Raw genomic sequence first — 14,882 nt, forward strand, 5'->3', positions numbered from 1 at the left:
GGGTAATGCGACTCTCAACAAGTGAGAGTTCAAGAGCCTCACGGAGGTCAACATGACCACATCCTCGGTCCGGATCCCCGGTTACGTCGCGGCCACATGGGACATCGACCCGGTGCACTCCGATGTCTCCTTCTCAGTCCGCCACATGATGGTCAGCAAGGTACGCGGTCGCTTCACAAACTTCTCGGGCGAGATCGTGACAGGTGAGGACATTTCCGACTCCTCGGTGAACGCCACCATCGCCGCGGACTCCATCGACACCGGCAACGAGCAGCGCGACAACCACATCCGCTCCACCGACTTCTTCGACGCCGACAACCACCCCCAGTGGACCTTCCGCTCCACCGGCGCCCGTGCCAACGGCGACGACGTCGTGCTGCACGGCGACCTGACGATCAAGGGCGTGACCAAGCCGGTCACGCTCGCGCTGGAGGCGAACGGCTTCGGTCCGGACGCCTACGGCGGCTACCGCGCCGGGTTCTCGGCCAGCACCACGATCGACCGCAACGACTTCGGCGTCGACATCAAGATGCCGATGGACGGCGGCGGCGTGGTCGTCAGCGACAAGGTGCAGATCACCCTGGAGATCGAGGCCGTGCGCCGCCAGGCCTGACCGGCTGGACATCCGGCTCCACGACGACGGCGGCGGGCGAGAGGGAGGTTCCCTCGCCCGCCGCTACCGCCATTCGGCTCCCGCTGAACCCGCTCCTGCCTCGACATTTCATCCTGCCGGGTACGGCGGGCGTCGAGCTCGGCGCGCACCAACGGTTCGTGTTCCGATGGAGTTCGGCACGACGCCGGTGACGAGGGCAGTCGCCCTCCTCGCCGGCGCCGTCCGCTTCCCTGAGGCGGAAGGAGACCGATGAGCGCGCGAACGACCACAGTGCGGATCGGCTGCGGGGCCGGGTTTGCGGGCGACCGTCTCGAACCAGCCGTCGACCTCGTCGACCGCGGCAGGCTGGACGACATCGTGCTCGAATGCCTCGCCGAGCAGACGGTCGCCCTGGGACAGCAGCGGCGGCTCGCGGACCCGGCGGCCGGGTACGACCCGCGCCTGGTCGCGCGGTTCTCCCGGCTCCTGCCGCTGGCCGTCGAGCGCGGGGTGCGTGTCCTGACGAACATGGGCGCGGCCAACCCGCTCGCGGCCGGAGACGTCACCCGCGACCTCCTCGACATGGCGGGGTCCGCGGCACGTGTCGCCGTCGTGACCGGCGACGACGTCCTCGACGCCCTCGACCTCGACGCCCCGGCTCTGGAGGACGGCAGGCCACTGCGTGAGCACGGCGAGCTCGTCTCCGCCAACGCCTACCTCGGCGCCGACGCGCTGCTGCCCGCCCTCGACGCAGGCGCCCAGGTGGTGATCACCGGGCGGGTCGCCGACACGTCGCTGTTCCTCGCCCCGCTCGCCCATCGTTTCGACGCCGACCTGGACGACGTGGCGTTCGCCGCCAGGGGCACCCTCGTCGGGCACCTCCTGGAATGTGCGGGCCGGCTCACCGGCGGTTACTTCGCCGACCCCGGTGTCAAGGACGTTCCGCGGCTCGCCGAACTGGGCTTCCCCTTCGCCGACGTCGAATCCGACGGCTCGGCCGTCTTCGCCAAGCTGCCCGGCACCGGCGGGCGCCTCGACCGGGCGACGGTGCGCGAGCAGATGCTCTACGAGGTCACCGACCCCACCGGCTACCCCACGCCCGACGTGGTGCTCGACCTGCGCCGGGTGACGGTCACGCCGTTCGGGCCGAGCAGCGTGCGCGTCACAGGGGCCGTCGGGCGCCCGCGACCGGACCGGCTCAAGGTCACCGTGGGCTACCAGGCAGGCCACAAGGTCGAGGCGGAGATCTCCTACTCGGGCCCGGGTGCCGACCGCCGGGCCGCACTGGCCGCCGACATCGTCGCCGCCCGGGTGGCCGGCCTGCCGCTGCGGCCGCGGATCGAGGTCATCGGCATCGTGCCACCGGACGCCGACGACCGGGTCGAGTGCCGGCTCCGGGTGGTGGCGCTCGGCGCCGACCCGGCGACCCTCGAAACGGTCGGGCACGAAGTGGAGGCGCTGTACACGAACGGTCCCGCGGGGGGCGGCGGCGTGCGTGTCAGCACGGGCGAGGTGATCGGTGTGGTGTCCACCCTCGTACCGCGCACGGCGGTGCGTCCCGGCGTCACGATCCTGGAGGCTCCCGGTGTCCGTCCGGCTGCATGAGATCGCGCACTGCCGCGCGGGCGACAAGGGCAATGTCGCCACGCTGTCCGTGATCCCCTACGTCGACACGGACTACGCCCTGCTCGTCCGCGAGCTCACGCCGCAGCGGGTGCGCTGGCGGCTGGCCCGGTACGTCGGTGGTGACGTCCTGCGCTTCGAGCTGCCGCTGCTGCCCGCCCTTCAGTTCGTCTGTACCGGGATCCTCGACGGCGGGGTCACCACCTCGCTCGCGCTCGACACCCATGGGAAGGCGCTCAGCTCCCGCCTGCTCGCGCTGGAGCTGCCTGACTGATGTCGGGGTGCCGGGCTACCGTGCCGGTTGTGTCCTACCTGGAGAGCCCGCCGCCGCCGGCGCTGCGCACCGAGGTCGAGTGCGTGTGGACGGCCGGCGTCGACGCGGGCGACCCGATGCAGGCGCAGGACGTGCTGCCCGACGGTTGCATGGACCTCGTCTGGACGGGCGACGAGTTCGTCGTGGCGGGCCCGGACACCCACTCCCACCGCGTCCACCGCGAGCCCGGGGTGCTGAGTGCGGGCCTGCGCTTCGCGCCCGGACGGCTGCCCGCGCTGCTCGACGTCCCGGCCGCCGTGGTGCGCGACCAGCGCGTCCCCCTTCACGAGCTGCACCCGGGCCTGGCCCGGCGGGCCATTGCCCGGCTGGAGGCGGGCGCCGCTCCCGCGTCCGTGCTCGCCAAGGTCGCCGAGGCGCTGCCGGGCATGCCGGCCGAGCCCGCCCTGCGCGCCGTGGCCACCCAGCTCGGAGCCGGTGCCGCGGTGGCTGCCACCGCCGAGCGGCTCGGCTGGACCGACCGTTCCCTGCATCGCCGCTGCCTGGCCGCGTTCGGATACGGACCCGCCGTGCTACGGCGTGTGCTGCGCTTCCGCCGGGCCGCAGCTCTGCTCTACGCCGGCGTCCCCATCGCCGAGGCCGCGGCCCGCGCCGGGTACGCCGACCAGCCGCACCTCTCGCGGGAGGTGCGGGCGTTGGCGGGCGTGGCCCCCCGTCAGCTCGCGAGCGGGGCGAACAGGTCCACCCCGTTGCCGTCCGGATCGAGTATCACTGCGTAGCGCTGGCCCCAGAACGCGTCGAACGGCGCCATCTCGCTGCGGTGGCCCGCACCGGTGAGCTCCGTATACAGGGCGTCCACGGCGGCAACGTCGGGCAGGGCGAAGGCGAGGCCCAGCCGTCCGGCACCGGCCACCGCCTGCCATTCCGGATGGAACGAGCGCACCGTCTCCTCGGTGTCGAACAACAGGCGCAGCCCGCCGGGCAGCGCCACCTCCACGTGCGGCTGGCTGTCCGCCTCGGCGGGTATCGCCAGCCCGAGCGCTCGATAGAACTCGAGCGCCTTCGCCATGTCGGCCACCACGACCCCGACCGCGTCAAACCGTGCTTCGATCGTCATGGCAGGCACCGTAGGGCCCGCCGTAGCCCGAGTCGTGAACGAATCGGACGCACGTTCGGCGGAGCACTCGCCGGGCCGGCCGTCAGAGGGGGCCGAGGTAGCTCCAGCGGCCGTCCTCACGGACGAACTCGCTGTTCTCGTGCAGCACGTCGGGGTGGCCGCGGTTGGTGCGGTGGGCGCGGAACTCGACCGTTCCGGTCGCCCCCAGCAATCCGCCCCCGGTGCCGCCGAGTATCTCCAACCGCGTCCACTCGTCCTCCGGGTCGAGCCGGAGGCGAGGGGGGCGGGTGTCGGGATGCCAGGTCTGCAGCAGGTACGCCGTGTCGCCACGGGCGAAAGCGGTGTACCGGGACCGCATGAGCAGCTCGGCGGTAGGCGCCGCCTCCCCACGATGAAACCGCCCACAGCAGTCGGGATACCCCTGGGGAAGCCCACACGGGCAGCTCGCAACCACACCCAGATCTTCTCGCGTTTCGGAGCCGTACTGCTGTCAGGGGCCATGCCCCCGCAGCACTACGGCTCCCGAACACACGTGCGGCCCGTCCCAACGGGGACGGGCCGCACGTGTGTTCGGCGTTTACAGGTACTGGCCCGTGTTCGACGCGGTGTCGATCGCGCGGCCCGTCTCGGCGTTCTTTCCGGTGACGAGGGTGCGGATGTAGACGATCCGCTCCCCCTTCTTGCCGGAGATGCGCGCCCAGTCGTCGGGGTTGGTGGTGTTGGGCAGGTCCTCGTTCTCGGCGAACTCGTCGACGATCGCGTCCAGCAGGTGCTGCACGCGCAGACCCGGCTGGCCGGTCTCGAGCACCGACTTGATCGCCGACTTCTTCGACCGGTCGACGATGTTCTGGATCATGGCGCCGGAGTTGAAGTCCTTGAAGTACAAGGTCTCCTTGTCACCGTTGGCGTAGGTGACCTCCAGGAACCGGTTCTCCTCGGTCTCGTCGTACATCCGCTCGACCACACGCTGGATCATCGCGTCGACGCAGGCCTTGCGGTTGCCCGCGAACTCCGCGATGTCGTCGGTGTGGATCGGCAGCGTCTCCGTGAGGTACTTGGAGAAGATGTCCTGCGCCGCCTCGGCGTCCGGCCGCTCGATCTTGATCTTCACGTCCAGGCGGCCGGGCCGCAGGATCGCGGGGTCGATCATGTCCTCACGGTTGGAGGCGCCGATGACGATGACGTTCTCCAGGCCCTCGACGCCGTCGATCTCCGCGAGGAGCTGCGGCACGATCGTGGTCTCCACGTCGGAGGACACGCCCGAGCCACGGGTGCGGAAGATCGAGTCCATCTCGTCGAAGAACACGATCACCGGGGTGCCGGCCGAGGCCTTCTCCCGGGCGCGCTGGAAGATCAGCCGGATGTGCCGCTCGGTCTCGCCGACGAACTTGTTGAGCAGCTCCGGGCCCTTGATGTTGAGGAAGAACGCTCGGCCGTCCTCGGGGTTGTCGCCGCGCACGGCGGCCACCTTCTTGGCCAGCGAGTTGGCCACGGCCTTGGCGATGAGCGTCTTGCCGCAGCCGGGAGGGCCATAGAGCAGCACGCCCTTGGGCGGACGCAGCTCGTACTCCTTGAACAGCTCGGCGTGCAGGAACGGCAGCTCCACGGCGTCGCGGATCTGCTCGATCTGCCGGAACAGGCCACCGATGTCGGAGTAGTCGACGTCGGGCACCTCCTCCAGCACGAGGTCCTCCACCTCGGCCTTGGGCACCCGCTCGTAGGCGTAGCCCGCCTTCGTGTCCACGAGCAGGGAGTCGCCGGGCTTCAGCGGAACGGCGTCGGGGTACTCCGCACCGGCGATCAACGGCGCGGCCAGCCAGACCACCCGCTCCTCGTCGGCATGCCCGACGACGAGCGCGCGCCCTGCCAGACCGTCCTCCGTGGGCTCGGAGAGCACCTCGCGCAGCGCACACACCTCACCGATGCGCTCGTAGTCGCCTGCCTCGACGACGGTGAGCGCCTCGTTCAGGCGGACTGTCTGCCCGCTGCGTAGCTCCGCGGTGGTGACCGCGGGCGACACGGCGACACGCATCCGGCGCCCGGAGGTGAAGACGTCCACCGTCTCGTCCGGGAACCGCGCCAGGAACACGCCGTAGCCGCTCGGCGGCTGCGCGAGTCGATCTACCTCCTCGCGCAGCGCGACGAGCTGGCCCCGAGCTTCCTTCAAAGTCTCGGTGAGCTTCTCGTTGCGCGCGGACAGCTGAGCAAGCCGGCTGGCAGACTCGGCGAGCCGCTGCTCGAGCACGCGAACGTGCCTCGGCGACTCCGCGAGCTTGCGGCGCAGCAGAGCCACTTCCTCCTCGAGAAAGCGGATCTGCGCCCGAGCCTCCGCGGGGCTGAGTTCCCCGCCGTCACCCGGGTCACGCCTGCCGGGACCGTCGTAGGGGTTCACGGCATCCTCCCTCCGTGTTCCGTTTCCATACGGTACCTGCGAACGAACGTTGAAGGCCTGCGACGAACCGGTGATCCACCACTCAACCGGACGGCACCTTGACGCATCGACCCCTCCTGGTCCTTCCGAGGCACGAGCGGAAGTTCGTCCGGCCGGCGTCACCGGCTGGTCGGCCTGCGCTGAGGGCGAGGCGGGACCACCCCCTCGGCGAGCCGGCGGGCCGACACCAGAAACGCGGTGTGACCCTGCATACGGTGGTCCGGCCGCACTGCCAGACCCACCACGTGCCATGGCCTGACCAGGCATTCCCATGCCTGGGGCTCCGTCCAGCACTGCTGCTCGCGCAGGTCCTCCACGAGCCGCGAGAGCTGTGTCGTGGTGGCCACGTAGCCCACCAGGACCCCACCCGGAATCAGTGCTTTCGCCACTGTGTCCAGGTGTTCCCAGGGGGCCAGCATGTCCAGAACGACACGATCGACCGGTTCGGCCTCGCCATCATGAGTATGAAGATCAGCGACCTTCAAGGACCAGTTGGGTGGCGAACATCCGAAGAACTGACGAACGTTCCGTTCGGCGTGTTCGGCGTGGTCGGCCCGGATCTCGTAGGAAACGACCGCACCCTCGGGTCCGACGGCCTGCAGAAGCGAGCACGTCAGCGCGCCGGAACCCGCTCCCGCCTCCAGCACACGGGCACCCGGGAAGATGTCGCCCCACATGAGGATCTGGGCGGCGTCCTTCGGGTAGATCACCTGCGCCCCGCGCGGCATCGAGAGCACGTAGTCGGCCAGCCGCGGCCGCAGCGCGAGGTAGGGGGTGCCCACCCGCGAGATCACCACACTGCCTTCCGGCTTGCCGATCAGGTCGTCGTGGGCGAGGCCGCCGCGGTGGGTGTGGTACTGGCCCCCTGTCTCCAGGGTGAGCGTGTAGTGCCGGCCTTTCGGGTCGGTCAGCTGCACGCGGTCGCCGGGACGGAACGGGCCACCCCGCGCAGCGAGAGCGGGCGCCTCATCGGAGAGCGGTGGCAGCGGTCTGGACACGAGGCACAACGCTAAAGGGTGGGGACGGCGTCGGTCGCAGCGCCCGGCCGGACCGATTCCCGTTCGTGATCCGGGCATCGGATGCACGAAGTCCTCGCAACCCGCTGTACACGACGGCCCGGCTCCCGAGCGTCCCGGCGCTGCCCAGAAGTGTCGGTGGTGTCGCCTACCCTGCGGAGCGTGACGGACACACACGGCGCAGGCCACGGGCTCGGCACGGCCACCGCCGAACCCGCCACCCCGGATCCCACGGCGATCACGCATGGGTCGATCCCCGAAGCGACAGTCACCGAAGAGTCCACCGAAGCCGGCACCGCGCAGACCCAGACCGCCACCGACGCCACCACGGGCCGTCCACGGCGCAGGCCGGCCCTGTCGCCGTCACGGGCGGGCGATTTCAAGCAGTGCCCACTGCTCTACCGGTTCCGCGCGATCGACCGGCTGCCCGAGCGGCCCACCAGGGCTCAGGTCCGCGGCACGGTCGTGCACGCCGTGCTGGAGCGCCTCTACGACCTACCGGCTGCGCAGCGGTCCCTCGAGGCCGCCTGTGAGCTCGTGGCGACGGCGTGGGAGCAGCTGTGTGCACAGGAGCCGGAGCTGGTGGGGCAGCTGTTCGACGGCCCGGACGATCCGGAGCTGACGCCGTGGCTGGAGTCCGCCGCGCCACTGCTGGAGGCGTACTTCCAGCTCGAAGACCCTCGCCGGCTGGAGCCCGAGGCGCGCGAGCTGCTGGTCGAGACCGAACTGGAGTCCGGGCTGCTGCTGCGCGGCTACATCGACCGGCTCGACGTCGCGCACACCGGGCAGATTCGGGTGGTCGACTACAAGACCGGCGCGGCGCCGCGGCCGGTGGCCGAGGCGCGGGCGCTGTTCCAGATGAAGTTCTACGCCCTCGCGCTGCTCCACCTGCGCGGGGTGGTGCCCACCCAGCTGCGGCTGATGTACCTCGCCGACACCGAGTCGCTCACCTACGAGCCCGAGGAGGCGGAGCTGCGCCGCTTCGAGCGCACGCTCGACGCCATCTGGCAGGCCATCCGCACGGCCGGTGAGTCCGGGGACTTCCGTCCCAACCCCAGCAAGCTCTGCGAGTGGTGCAGCCACAAGGCGCTCTGCCCGGCCTGGGACGGCACCCCGCCGCAGTACCCGGGCTGGCTGGCCGACCCTGCCGACGTCAACGCCGAGGAGAGTGCCCTGGAGCGGGCGGGCTGAACCCGCCGGCCTGGGCGGTGCCTGTCCCGGGGCATCATCGAGGGGTGCCAGCCGACGTGCCCGAGCTCGAGCCGTTCTACCGGCCGCTGGACGGCGCCGACGGCGAGCGCTTCCACGCCACCACGTCCACCACCGGGCCGTGGTTCGCCGACGCGCAGCACGTCGGGCCACCCTCTGCGTTGCTGGTGCGAGCGCTGGAACGCTGCCCGAGCACGGCGAGCACGCAGCTGTCCCGGATCACCGTGGAGGTTCTCGGTCCCGTACCCGCTGGAGAGGTCCGGGTCTGCGCTGACATCGAGCGGCCGGGACGCACGGTCGAGCTGCTCGCGGCCGAGATGCACGCAGGCGGCCGCACGGTGCTCAGGGCCCGTGCGTGGCGCCTGGCCCTCGGCGACACGAGCGTCGTGGCCGCCGGAGAGGCCCAGCCGCTACCGCCGCCGGAGCAGGGGACACCCCGTCAGGAGCTGCCACCGGGCTGGCTGCCGGGCTTCATGAACTGTGTGGAGTGGCGCTGGCTGCGTGGCTGGTTCGGCGAGCCCGGCCCGGGCACCACCTGGGGACGGCTGCGGGTGCCCCTCGTCGAGGGCGAGAAACCCAGCCCGCTGCAGCGGCTGGCCGTGCTCGCCGACACCGCCAACGGCGCGGCCTCCCCGCTGGACCTGACGAGCTGGCTCTTCGTCAACACCGAGCTCACGATCCACCTGCACCGGCCCCCGGTCGGGGAATGGATGGCCGTGGCCGCCGAGACCGTGCTCGGCCCGACCGGCATGGGCACCGTGTCGGGCCTGCTCTTCGACGAGCACGGGCACACAGGGCGCTCCGCGCAGAGTGTGGTGCTGCGGCCTCGCTAGTGTCGCGGAAACGGGCAAGACGACCTCGTTTCCTCGACACTCGGGGCTCAGATCCCGATGCCGGTGCCGTCCACCGCTCGGCAGGAACGGATCTCCGAGGTCAGGATGGCGCGCACGCCGAGCGCGGCGAGATCGTCCATCACCTTGTTGGCACACGACCGGCTCACCATGGAGCGGACCGCGAACCAGCCCTTCTGCATCAGCGGCGACACGGTGGGCGCCTGCATGCCGGGCGTGATGCGCTTGGCTTCCTCGAGCACGTCTTCCGGGCAGTCGTAGTCGAGCATCAGGTACTGCCGCGCGTAGACGACGCCCTGGATGCGCGCGGTGAACACCTGCTTGGCCGACTTGACCTCGACGGTCTCCTCGCGGTCCGGGCGCGGCTCCCGCTCGATCAGCGTGGCCTGCGACTCCGCGATCGCCGCACCGAACGGCTTCAGGCCGTGCTGGCGCAGCGTGCGCCCGGAGGAGACGACATCGGCGATCGCATCGGCCAGCCCGAGCTGGACGGAGATCTCCACGGCACCGTCGAGCTTGATGATGTCGGCGCGGACGCGGTTGCGGGCGAGGTGGGCGCGGACCAGCCGGGGGTAGGACGTGGCGATCTTCTTGCCCTCGAGGTCCTCGAGCTTCCAGTCCCGGCCGTCGTCCGTGCGTTCGGGGGCCGCGAAGCGGAACTTCGACGCACCGAAGCCGAGCTCGATGACCCGCTTCACCTGGCTGCCCGACTCGTCCATGAGGTCGGCACCCGTGATCCCCAGGTGCAGGTCGCCGGAACCGACGTAGGTGGCGATGTCCTTGGGCCGCAGATAGAAGAACTCGATCCCGTTCTCCTCGTCGAGCATGCTGAGGTCGCGCGAGTCCGACCGCTGCCGGTACCCCGCCTCACGCATCATCGTGGCGGCAGGCTCGGCCAGCGTTCCCTTGTTGGGGAGTGCGACGCGGAGCATCAGAGTTCTCCTAGTGCCTTGCTTGTGGTCTTACAGGAACTTGTAGACGTCTTCGAGCGAGATCTTGCGCCCGAGCATGAGGACCTGGATGCGGTAGAGCAGCTGGGAGATCTCCAGGGCCAGCGCGTCGTCGCCTTCGTGCTCGGCGGCCAGCCACACCTCGCCGGCCTCCTCGAGCAGCTTCTTGCCCTGCTCGTGCACCCCCGCGTCGAGAGCCGCGACCGTGCCCGAGCCCTCCGCGCGGGTGGCGGCCTTCTCGGTCAACTCGACGAACAGTTCGTCGAAGGTCTTCACGTTCGCTCTCTCCCTCACAACATCATCAGTCTGATACGTCGACAGGGTCGACGCGTACAGCACCACCGAGCGTGCTGCGCCCGGCACATGTGCTGCGCCGGATGGTTCGCCGAACGGTCGCTGTGCGCATTATGGGGGGCGCGATTTATTCGGCGAACGGCGGCAGTGCCAACGTCCAACGGCGCCATCGCCGACCGCACCCGCGGCCCACTTTCAGCCTCAGGCCACGCGATCGGTGCGCACCCGAGCGTAGGCGTCGCGCACGTCGTCCGCCGTGAGTCCAGCGAGAGAGCGACGCTGGACACGCGCCGGACCTGCCGGAACCGCCACCTCGCAGGGCACCACGAGCACGGCCGCGCCCGCACGCTCTGCCGCGAGCGACCCGGTCGGGGAGTCCTCCACCGCGAGGCAATCGTCGGGGGCGACACCGAGCAGTTCCGCCGCCCGCAGGTACGGATCCGGATCGGGTTTACCGTGTGGCACCTCATCGCCACAAACCGTGACGAGAAAATGCTCACGCCCGATGGTCTCCAGCGCCATCTCCGTGAGGACCCGCTCGGTGTTCGTGACCAACGCCATAGGCCAGCCCGCCGCACGGACCATGCGCAATGCCTCGAGCGCACCCGGCCGCCATTCCAGGCCGGCCGCGAACAGCTCGCCCGTGCGCGCCGTCATCCACTTCTCGGCCTCTGCCATCCGGACCGGATCGCGGTCGAGCCCCAGATCGTCGAACATGAGCACCAGCGTGCGAGCCATGTTCGACCCGATCATGGCCTCCCGCGCTTCCGGGCTCAGCTCTCCCCCGAGCCAGCGAGCCGTCTCCGCGAGCGAGATGCTCCAGACCTTCTCCGAGTCGACCAGCGTGCCGTCCATGTCCCACAGAACGGCCGCGGGAAGCTCGGAGTCGATGTTCGGGCCCGGCAAGCGACCCTCAGCGTTGATGTTCGGGCCCGGCAAGCGACCCTCAGCGTTGATGTTCGGGCCCGGCAAGCGACCCTCAGCCTGCATTGAAGTACTTCGCCTCAGGGTGATGCGCCACCATCGCGTCGGTGGACTGCTCCGGATGCAGCTGCAGCTCCTCGGAGAGCTCCACACCGATCCGCCCGGGCTCTAGCAGCTCGACGATCTTGGTGCGGTCCTCGAGGTTGGGGCAGGCGCCGTAGCCGAGCGAGTAACGCGCCCCGCGGTAGCCGAGCTTGAAGAACTCCTCGACGTCGGCGGGGTCCTCCTTCGCCACGGCGTCACCGGTCGGGAACCGCAGTTCCTCTCGGATGCGCCGGTGCCAGTACTCGGCGAGGGCCTCTGTGAGCTGGACGCCCAGGCCGTGGACCTCCAGGTAGTCGCGGTAGGCGTCCTTGGCGAACAGCTCGTTGGCGTAGTCGGCGATCGGCGAGCCCATCGTCACCAGGTGCAGCGGCAGCACGTCCACCTCGCCGCGTTCGACGGCCAGCGTGCGCGGCCGCCAGAAGTCGGCCAGGCACAGATGCCGGTCGCGGCGCTGGCGGGGGAACTCCAGCCGGAACCGCTCCGCCGCGTCCGCGCGCGGCTCCTCCAGCACGAGCAGCGCGTCCTTCTCCGACACCGCCGGGAAGTACCCGTAGACGACGGCGGCGTGCGCGAGCACGCCCTCGGTGGACAACCGCTCCAGCCAGTACCGCAGCCGCGGGCGGCCCTCGGTCTCCACCAGTTCCTCGTAGCTCGGGCCGGAACCGCCCTTCGCCCCGCGCAGACCCCATTGGCCCAGGAACAGGGCGCGCTCGTCGACCATCCCGGAGTAGTCGGCCAGGGACACGCCCTTGACCACGCGGGAGCCCCAGAACGGCGGAGTGGGCAGCGGGTTGTCCACGGTGACGTCGGAGCGCTCCGGCAACGGGCCTGCGACCTCGGCCTCGGCCGCCTTCCGCTTGGCCGCCACCCGCTGCGACCGCTCGTGGCGGGCGCGGCGCTCGGCCTTGCGGGCCTCCTCCTCGGCGTCGACCTCGGGTGCGTCACCGCGGGCGCGCGCCATCGTGGCGTCCATGAGCCGCAGGCCCTCGAACGCGTCGCGGGCGTAGGCGACCCGGCCGTCGTAGACGTCCGAGAGGTCGTTCTCGACGTAGGAGCGGGTGAGCGCGGCCCCGCCGAGCAGCACCGGGAGCTTCGTGGCGACCCCCCGGGAGTTCATCTCCTGGAGGTTCTCCTTCATGATCACCGTGGACTTCACCAGCAACCCGGACATCCCGACCGCGTCGGCCCGGTGCTCCGCGGCGGCCGACAGGATCGTGGAGATCGGCTGCTTGATCCCCAGGTTGACCACGTTGTAGCCGTTGTTGGTGAGGATGATGTCCACGAGGTTCTTGCCGATGTCGTGGACGTCGCCCTTCACGGTGGCGAGCACGATCGTGCCCTTGCCGTCGCTGTCGGTCTTCTCCATGTGCGGCTCGAGGTGCGCCACCGCCGTCTTCATCACCTCGGCGCTGGCCAACACGAACGGCAGCTGCATCTGACCGGACCCGAAGAGCTCGCCGACGGTCTTCATGCCCGCCAGCAGCGTGTCGTTGATGATCTCCAGCGGCGGGCGGGACTCCAGCGCCTCGTCGAGATCGGCCTCCAGTCCCAGTCGCTCGCCGTCGACGATCCGCCGCTCCAGCCGCTCGAACAGCGGCAGCCCCGCCAGCTCCTCGGCACGGCCCGCCTTCGCCGACGAGGCCGTGACGCCCTCGAACAGCTCCATGAAGCGGTTGAGCGGGTCGTAGCCCTCCCGCCGCCGGTCGTAGACGAGGTCGAGGGCCACCGACCGCTGCTCGTCGTCGATCTTGGCCATCGGGAGGATCTTCGCCGCCGACACGATGGCGGTGTCCAGCCCGGCGTTCACGCACTCGTGCAGGAACACCGAGTTCAGCACCTGCCGCGCGGCGGCGTTCAGGCCGAACGACACGTTCGAGACGCCCAGCGTGGTCTGCACGTCCGGGTAGCGGCGCTTCAGCTCGCGGATCGCGTCGATGGTCTCCAGCGCGTCGCGGCGGACCTCCTCCTGACCGGTGGTGATCGGGAACGTCAGGGTGTCGACGACGATGTCCTCGACGTGCATGCCGTGGTTGGTCGTGAGGTCGCGGATGAGCCGGTCCGCCACCCGCACCTTCCACTCGGCGGTGCGGGCCTGGCCCTCCTCGTCGATGCACAGCGCCACGACCGCGGCCCCGTGCGCGCGCACCAGCTCCATCGCGCGCTGGAACCGCGAGCCGGGACCGTCGCCGTCCTCGTAGTTGACGGAGTTGATGATCGAGCGCCCACCGAGCCGCTCCAGCCCGGCGCGGAGCACCTCGGGCTCGGTGGAGTCGAGCATCACCGGCAGCGTGGACGCGGTGGCGAGCCGTCCGGCGAGCTCGGCCATGTCGGCCACACCGTCGCGCCCGACGTAGTCGACGCACAGGTCGATGAGGTGCGCGCCGTCGCGGGTCTGCTCCCGGGCGATCGCGACGCAGGCCTCCCAGTCCTCGGCGAGCATCGCGTCGCGGAACTTCTTCGACCCGTTGGCGTTGGTGCGCTCGCCGATCATCAGCACCGAGGTGTCCTGGCGGAAGGGCACGGACGCGTACAGCGAGCTCAGCCCGGGCTCCGGCCGCGGGGACCGCGGCGCGGGCACGAGGTCGCGGACCGCCTCGGAGACGGCACGCACGTGCTCGGGGGTGGTGCCGCAGCAGCCTCCCACCAGGCGAAGGCCGTAGTCGCGCACGAAGGTGGACAGCGCCTCGGCGAGCTCGTCGGCGGTGAGCGGGTACTCGGCGCCGTTCGGGCCGAGCCGCGGCAGGCCGGCGTTGGGCATCACCGACAGCGGGATGCGCGCGTGCTTGGACAGCGTGCGCAGGTGCTCGCTCATCTCGGCGGGGCCGGTGGCGCAGTTGAGCCCGATCAGGTCGATGCCGAGCGGCTCCAGGGCGGTGAGCGCCGCCCCGATCTCAGTGCCCAGCAGCATCGTGCCAGTGGTCTCGACGGTGACCTGCGTGATCAGCGGGACCCGGCGGCCCTCGTCGGTCATCGCCTGTTTCATGCCGAGGACCGCGGCCTTGACCTGCAGGAGGTCCTGGCACGTCTCGACGACGAGGGCGTCGGCGCCGCCGGCGAGCAGCCCGCGCCCGCACTCGGCGTAGGCGTCGCGCAACCGGGCGAAGGTCTCGTGGCCCAGGGTGGGCAGTTTGGTGCCCGGCCCGACCGAACCCAGCACGTAGCGCGGACGGTCCGGCGTGCTCATCTCGTCGGCGACGCCACGGGCGAGCTCCGCACCTTTCAGTGCGAGTTCCCGGATTCGTTCCGAAATTCCGTACTCGGCCAGGTTGGGCAGGTTCGCCCCGAAAGTGTTGGTTTCGACGGCGTCGGCGCCCGCCTCGAAATAGGCGCGGTGGATGCTGCGCACGACGTCAGGCCGGGTGGCGTTGAGAATCTCGTTGCAGCCGTCGAGGCCGTCGAAGTCGTCGATGGCGAGGTCGGCGGCCTGAAGCATGGTGCCCATCGCGCCGTCGGCGATCACCACCCGCTCCGACAGGGTCTCCATCATGGTGGTGTCGAA

Annotated in this window: 14 protein-coding genes; 6 read left to right on the plus strand and 8 right to left on the minus strand. The window is 70.5% G+C overall.

Translation table 11 applies throughout. The annotated features are described in order from the left end of the window. Window positions 1-52: 52 nt before the first annotated feature. From ACQPZQ_RS24120 to ACQPZQ_RS24135, 4 genes are all read left to right on the plus strand, one after another. The gene (locus ACQPZQ_RS24120; RefSeq protein ID WP_433284247.1) at window positions 53-613 is read left to right on the plus strand and encodes a YceI family protein; all 561 of its coding nucleotides are present in this window, start codon (window positions 53-55) and stop codon (window positions 611-613) included. 249 nt (window positions 614-862) lie between these two features. Next, a complete protein-coding gene (locus ACQPZQ_RS24125; RefSeq protein WP_433284249.1) occupies window positions 863-2,197 on the plus strand; it encodes an acyclic terpene utilization AtuA family protein in 1,335 nt (444 codons plus the stop codon). Continuing rightward, window positions 2,178-2,489: an AtuA-related protein gene (locus tag ACQPZQ_RS24130; protein WP_433284250.1), complete on the plus strand. Its 312-nt coding sequence runs from the start codon at window positions 2,178-2,180 to the stop codon at window positions 2,487-2,489. Before ACQPZQ_RS24125 ends, ACQPZQ_RS24130 begins: the two co-directional genes overlap by 20 nt. A 29-nt stretch (window positions 2,490-2,518) precedes the next feature. Then, complete coding sequence (locus ACQPZQ_RS24135) at window positions 2,519-3,265, plus strand: DUF6597 domain-containing transcriptional factor (protein ID WP_433284252.1); 747 nt, start codon at window positions 2,519-2,521, stop codon at window positions 3,263-3,265. Here ACQPZQ_RS24135 and ACQPZQ_RS24140 read toward each other — a convergent pair. The 4 genes from ACQPZQ_RS24140 to ACQPZQ_RS24155 all read right to left on the minus strand — a co-directional run bounded on the left by ACQPZQ_RS24140 (window position 3,202) and on the right by ACQPZQ_RS24155 (window position 7,032). Continuing rightward, window positions 3,202-3,603, minus strand: coding sequence for a VOC family protein (locus ACQPZQ_RS24140; RefSeq protein WP_433284254.1), 402 nt, complete (start codon window positions 3,601-3,603; stop codon window positions 3,202-3,204). The two genes, ACQPZQ_RS24135 and ACQPZQ_RS24140, sit on opposite strands and share 64 nt — an antisense overlap. A gap of 82 nt (window positions 3,604-3,685) precedes the next feature. After that, complete coding sequence (locus tag ACQPZQ_RS24145; RefSeq protein WP_433284256.1) at window positions 3,686-4,057, minus strand: YchJ family protein; 372 nt, start codon at window positions 4,055-4,057, stop codon at window positions 3,686-3,688. A 123-nt stretch (window positions 4,058-4,180) separates the two neighbouring features. Continuing rightward, a complete protein-coding gene (arc, locus tag ACQPZQ_RS24150) occupies window positions 4,181-5,995 on the minus strand; it encodes a proteasome ATPase (protein ID WP_433284258.1) in 1,815 nt (604 codons plus the stop codon). Window positions 5,996-6,153: 158 nt separating this feature from the next. Then, on the minus strand, window positions 6,154-7,032 hold the full coding sequence (locus ACQPZQ_RS24155; protein ID WP_433284260.1) for a tRNA (adenine-N1)-methyltransferase: 879 nt from the start codon (window positions 7,030-7,032) through the stop codon (window positions 6,154-6,156). A 270-nt stretch (window positions 7,033-7,302) separates the two neighbouring features. Here ACQPZQ_RS24155 and ACQPZQ_RS24160 point away from each other — a divergent pair, with 270 nt between their 5' ends. Both ACQPZQ_RS24160 and ACQPZQ_RS24165 read left to right on the plus strand, forming a co-directional pair. Further along, window positions 7,303-8,241 carry a RecB family exonuclease gene (locus ACQPZQ_RS24160; RefSeq protein ID WP_433299331.1) on the plus strand — a complete coding sequence of 313 codons (939 nt, stop codon included), beginning with the start codon at window positions 7,303-7,305 and terminating at the stop codon, window positions 8,239-8,241. Window positions 8,242-8,285: 44 nt separating this feature from the next. Further along, entirely contained in the window at window positions 8,286-9,092 is an 807-nt protein-coding gene (locus ACQPZQ_RS24165; protein WP_433284261.1) for a thioesterase family protein, read from the plus strand. A 47-nt stretch (window positions 9,093-9,139) separates the two neighbouring features. Here the strand turns inward: ACQPZQ_RS24165 and hisG are convergent, their stop codons facing one another. From hisG to metH, 4 genes are all read right to left on the minus strand, one after another. Beyond that, window positions 9,140-10,042: an ATP phosphoribosyltransferase gene (gene hisG, locus ACQPZQ_RS24170; RefSeq protein ID WP_433284263.1), complete on the minus strand. Its 903-nt coding sequence runs from the start codon at window positions 10,040-10,042 to the stop codon at window positions 9,140-9,142. A gap of 30 nt (window positions 10,043-10,072) precedes the next feature. Further along, entirely contained in the window at window positions 10,073-10,336 is a 264-nt protein-coding gene (locus ACQPZQ_RS24175) for a phosphoribosyl-ATP diphosphatase (protein WP_433284265.1), read from the minus strand. Window positions 10,337-10,555: 219 nt separating this feature from the next. Beyond that, window positions 10,556-11,260, minus strand: coding sequence for an HAD family hydrolase (locus tag ACQPZQ_RS24180; protein WP_433284267.1), 705 nt, complete (start codon window positions 11,258-11,260; stop codon window positions 10,556-10,558). A gap of 73 nt (window positions 11,261-11,333) precedes the next feature. After that, window positions 11,334-14,870 (minus strand): methionine synthase, encoded by a 3,537-nt coding sequence (metH, locus tag ACQPZQ_RS24185; protein WP_433299333.1) that lies wholly within the window; start codon window positions 14,868-14,870, stop codon window positions 11,334-11,336. Window positions 14,871-14,882 lie beyond the last annotated feature (12 nt).

It is taken from the genome of Pseudonocardia sp. CA-142604 (genome assembly GCF_050948475.1).
In the GTDB taxonomy this organism is placed as follows: domain Bacteria; phylum Actinomycetota; class Actinomycetes; order Mycobacteriales; family Pseudonocardiaceae; genus Pseudonocardia; species Pseudonocardia alaniniphila.

Bases quoted from the DNA above. Each gene is read 5' to 3' on its own strand.
- ACQPZQ_RS24120 (WP_433284247.1), top strand. From the start codon at position 53: ATGACCACATCCTCGGTCCGGATCCCCGGTTACGTCGCGGCCACATGG.
- ACQPZQ_RS24125 (WP_433284249.1), top strand. From the start codon at position 863: ATGAGCGCGCGAACGACCACAGTGCGGATCGGCTGCGGGGCCGGGTTT.
- ACQPZQ_RS24140 (WP_433284254.1), bottom strand. From the start codon at position 3,603: ATGACGATCGAAGCACGGTTTGACGCGGTCGGGGTCGTGGTGGCCGAC.
- hisG (WP_433284263.1), bottom strand. From the start codon at position 10,042: ATGCTCCGCGTCGCACTCCCCAACAAGGGAACGCTGGCCGAGCCTGCC.
- metH (WP_433299333.1), bottom strand. From the start codon at position 14,870: ATGATGGAGACCCTGTCGGAGCGGGTGGTGATCGCCGACGGCGCGATG.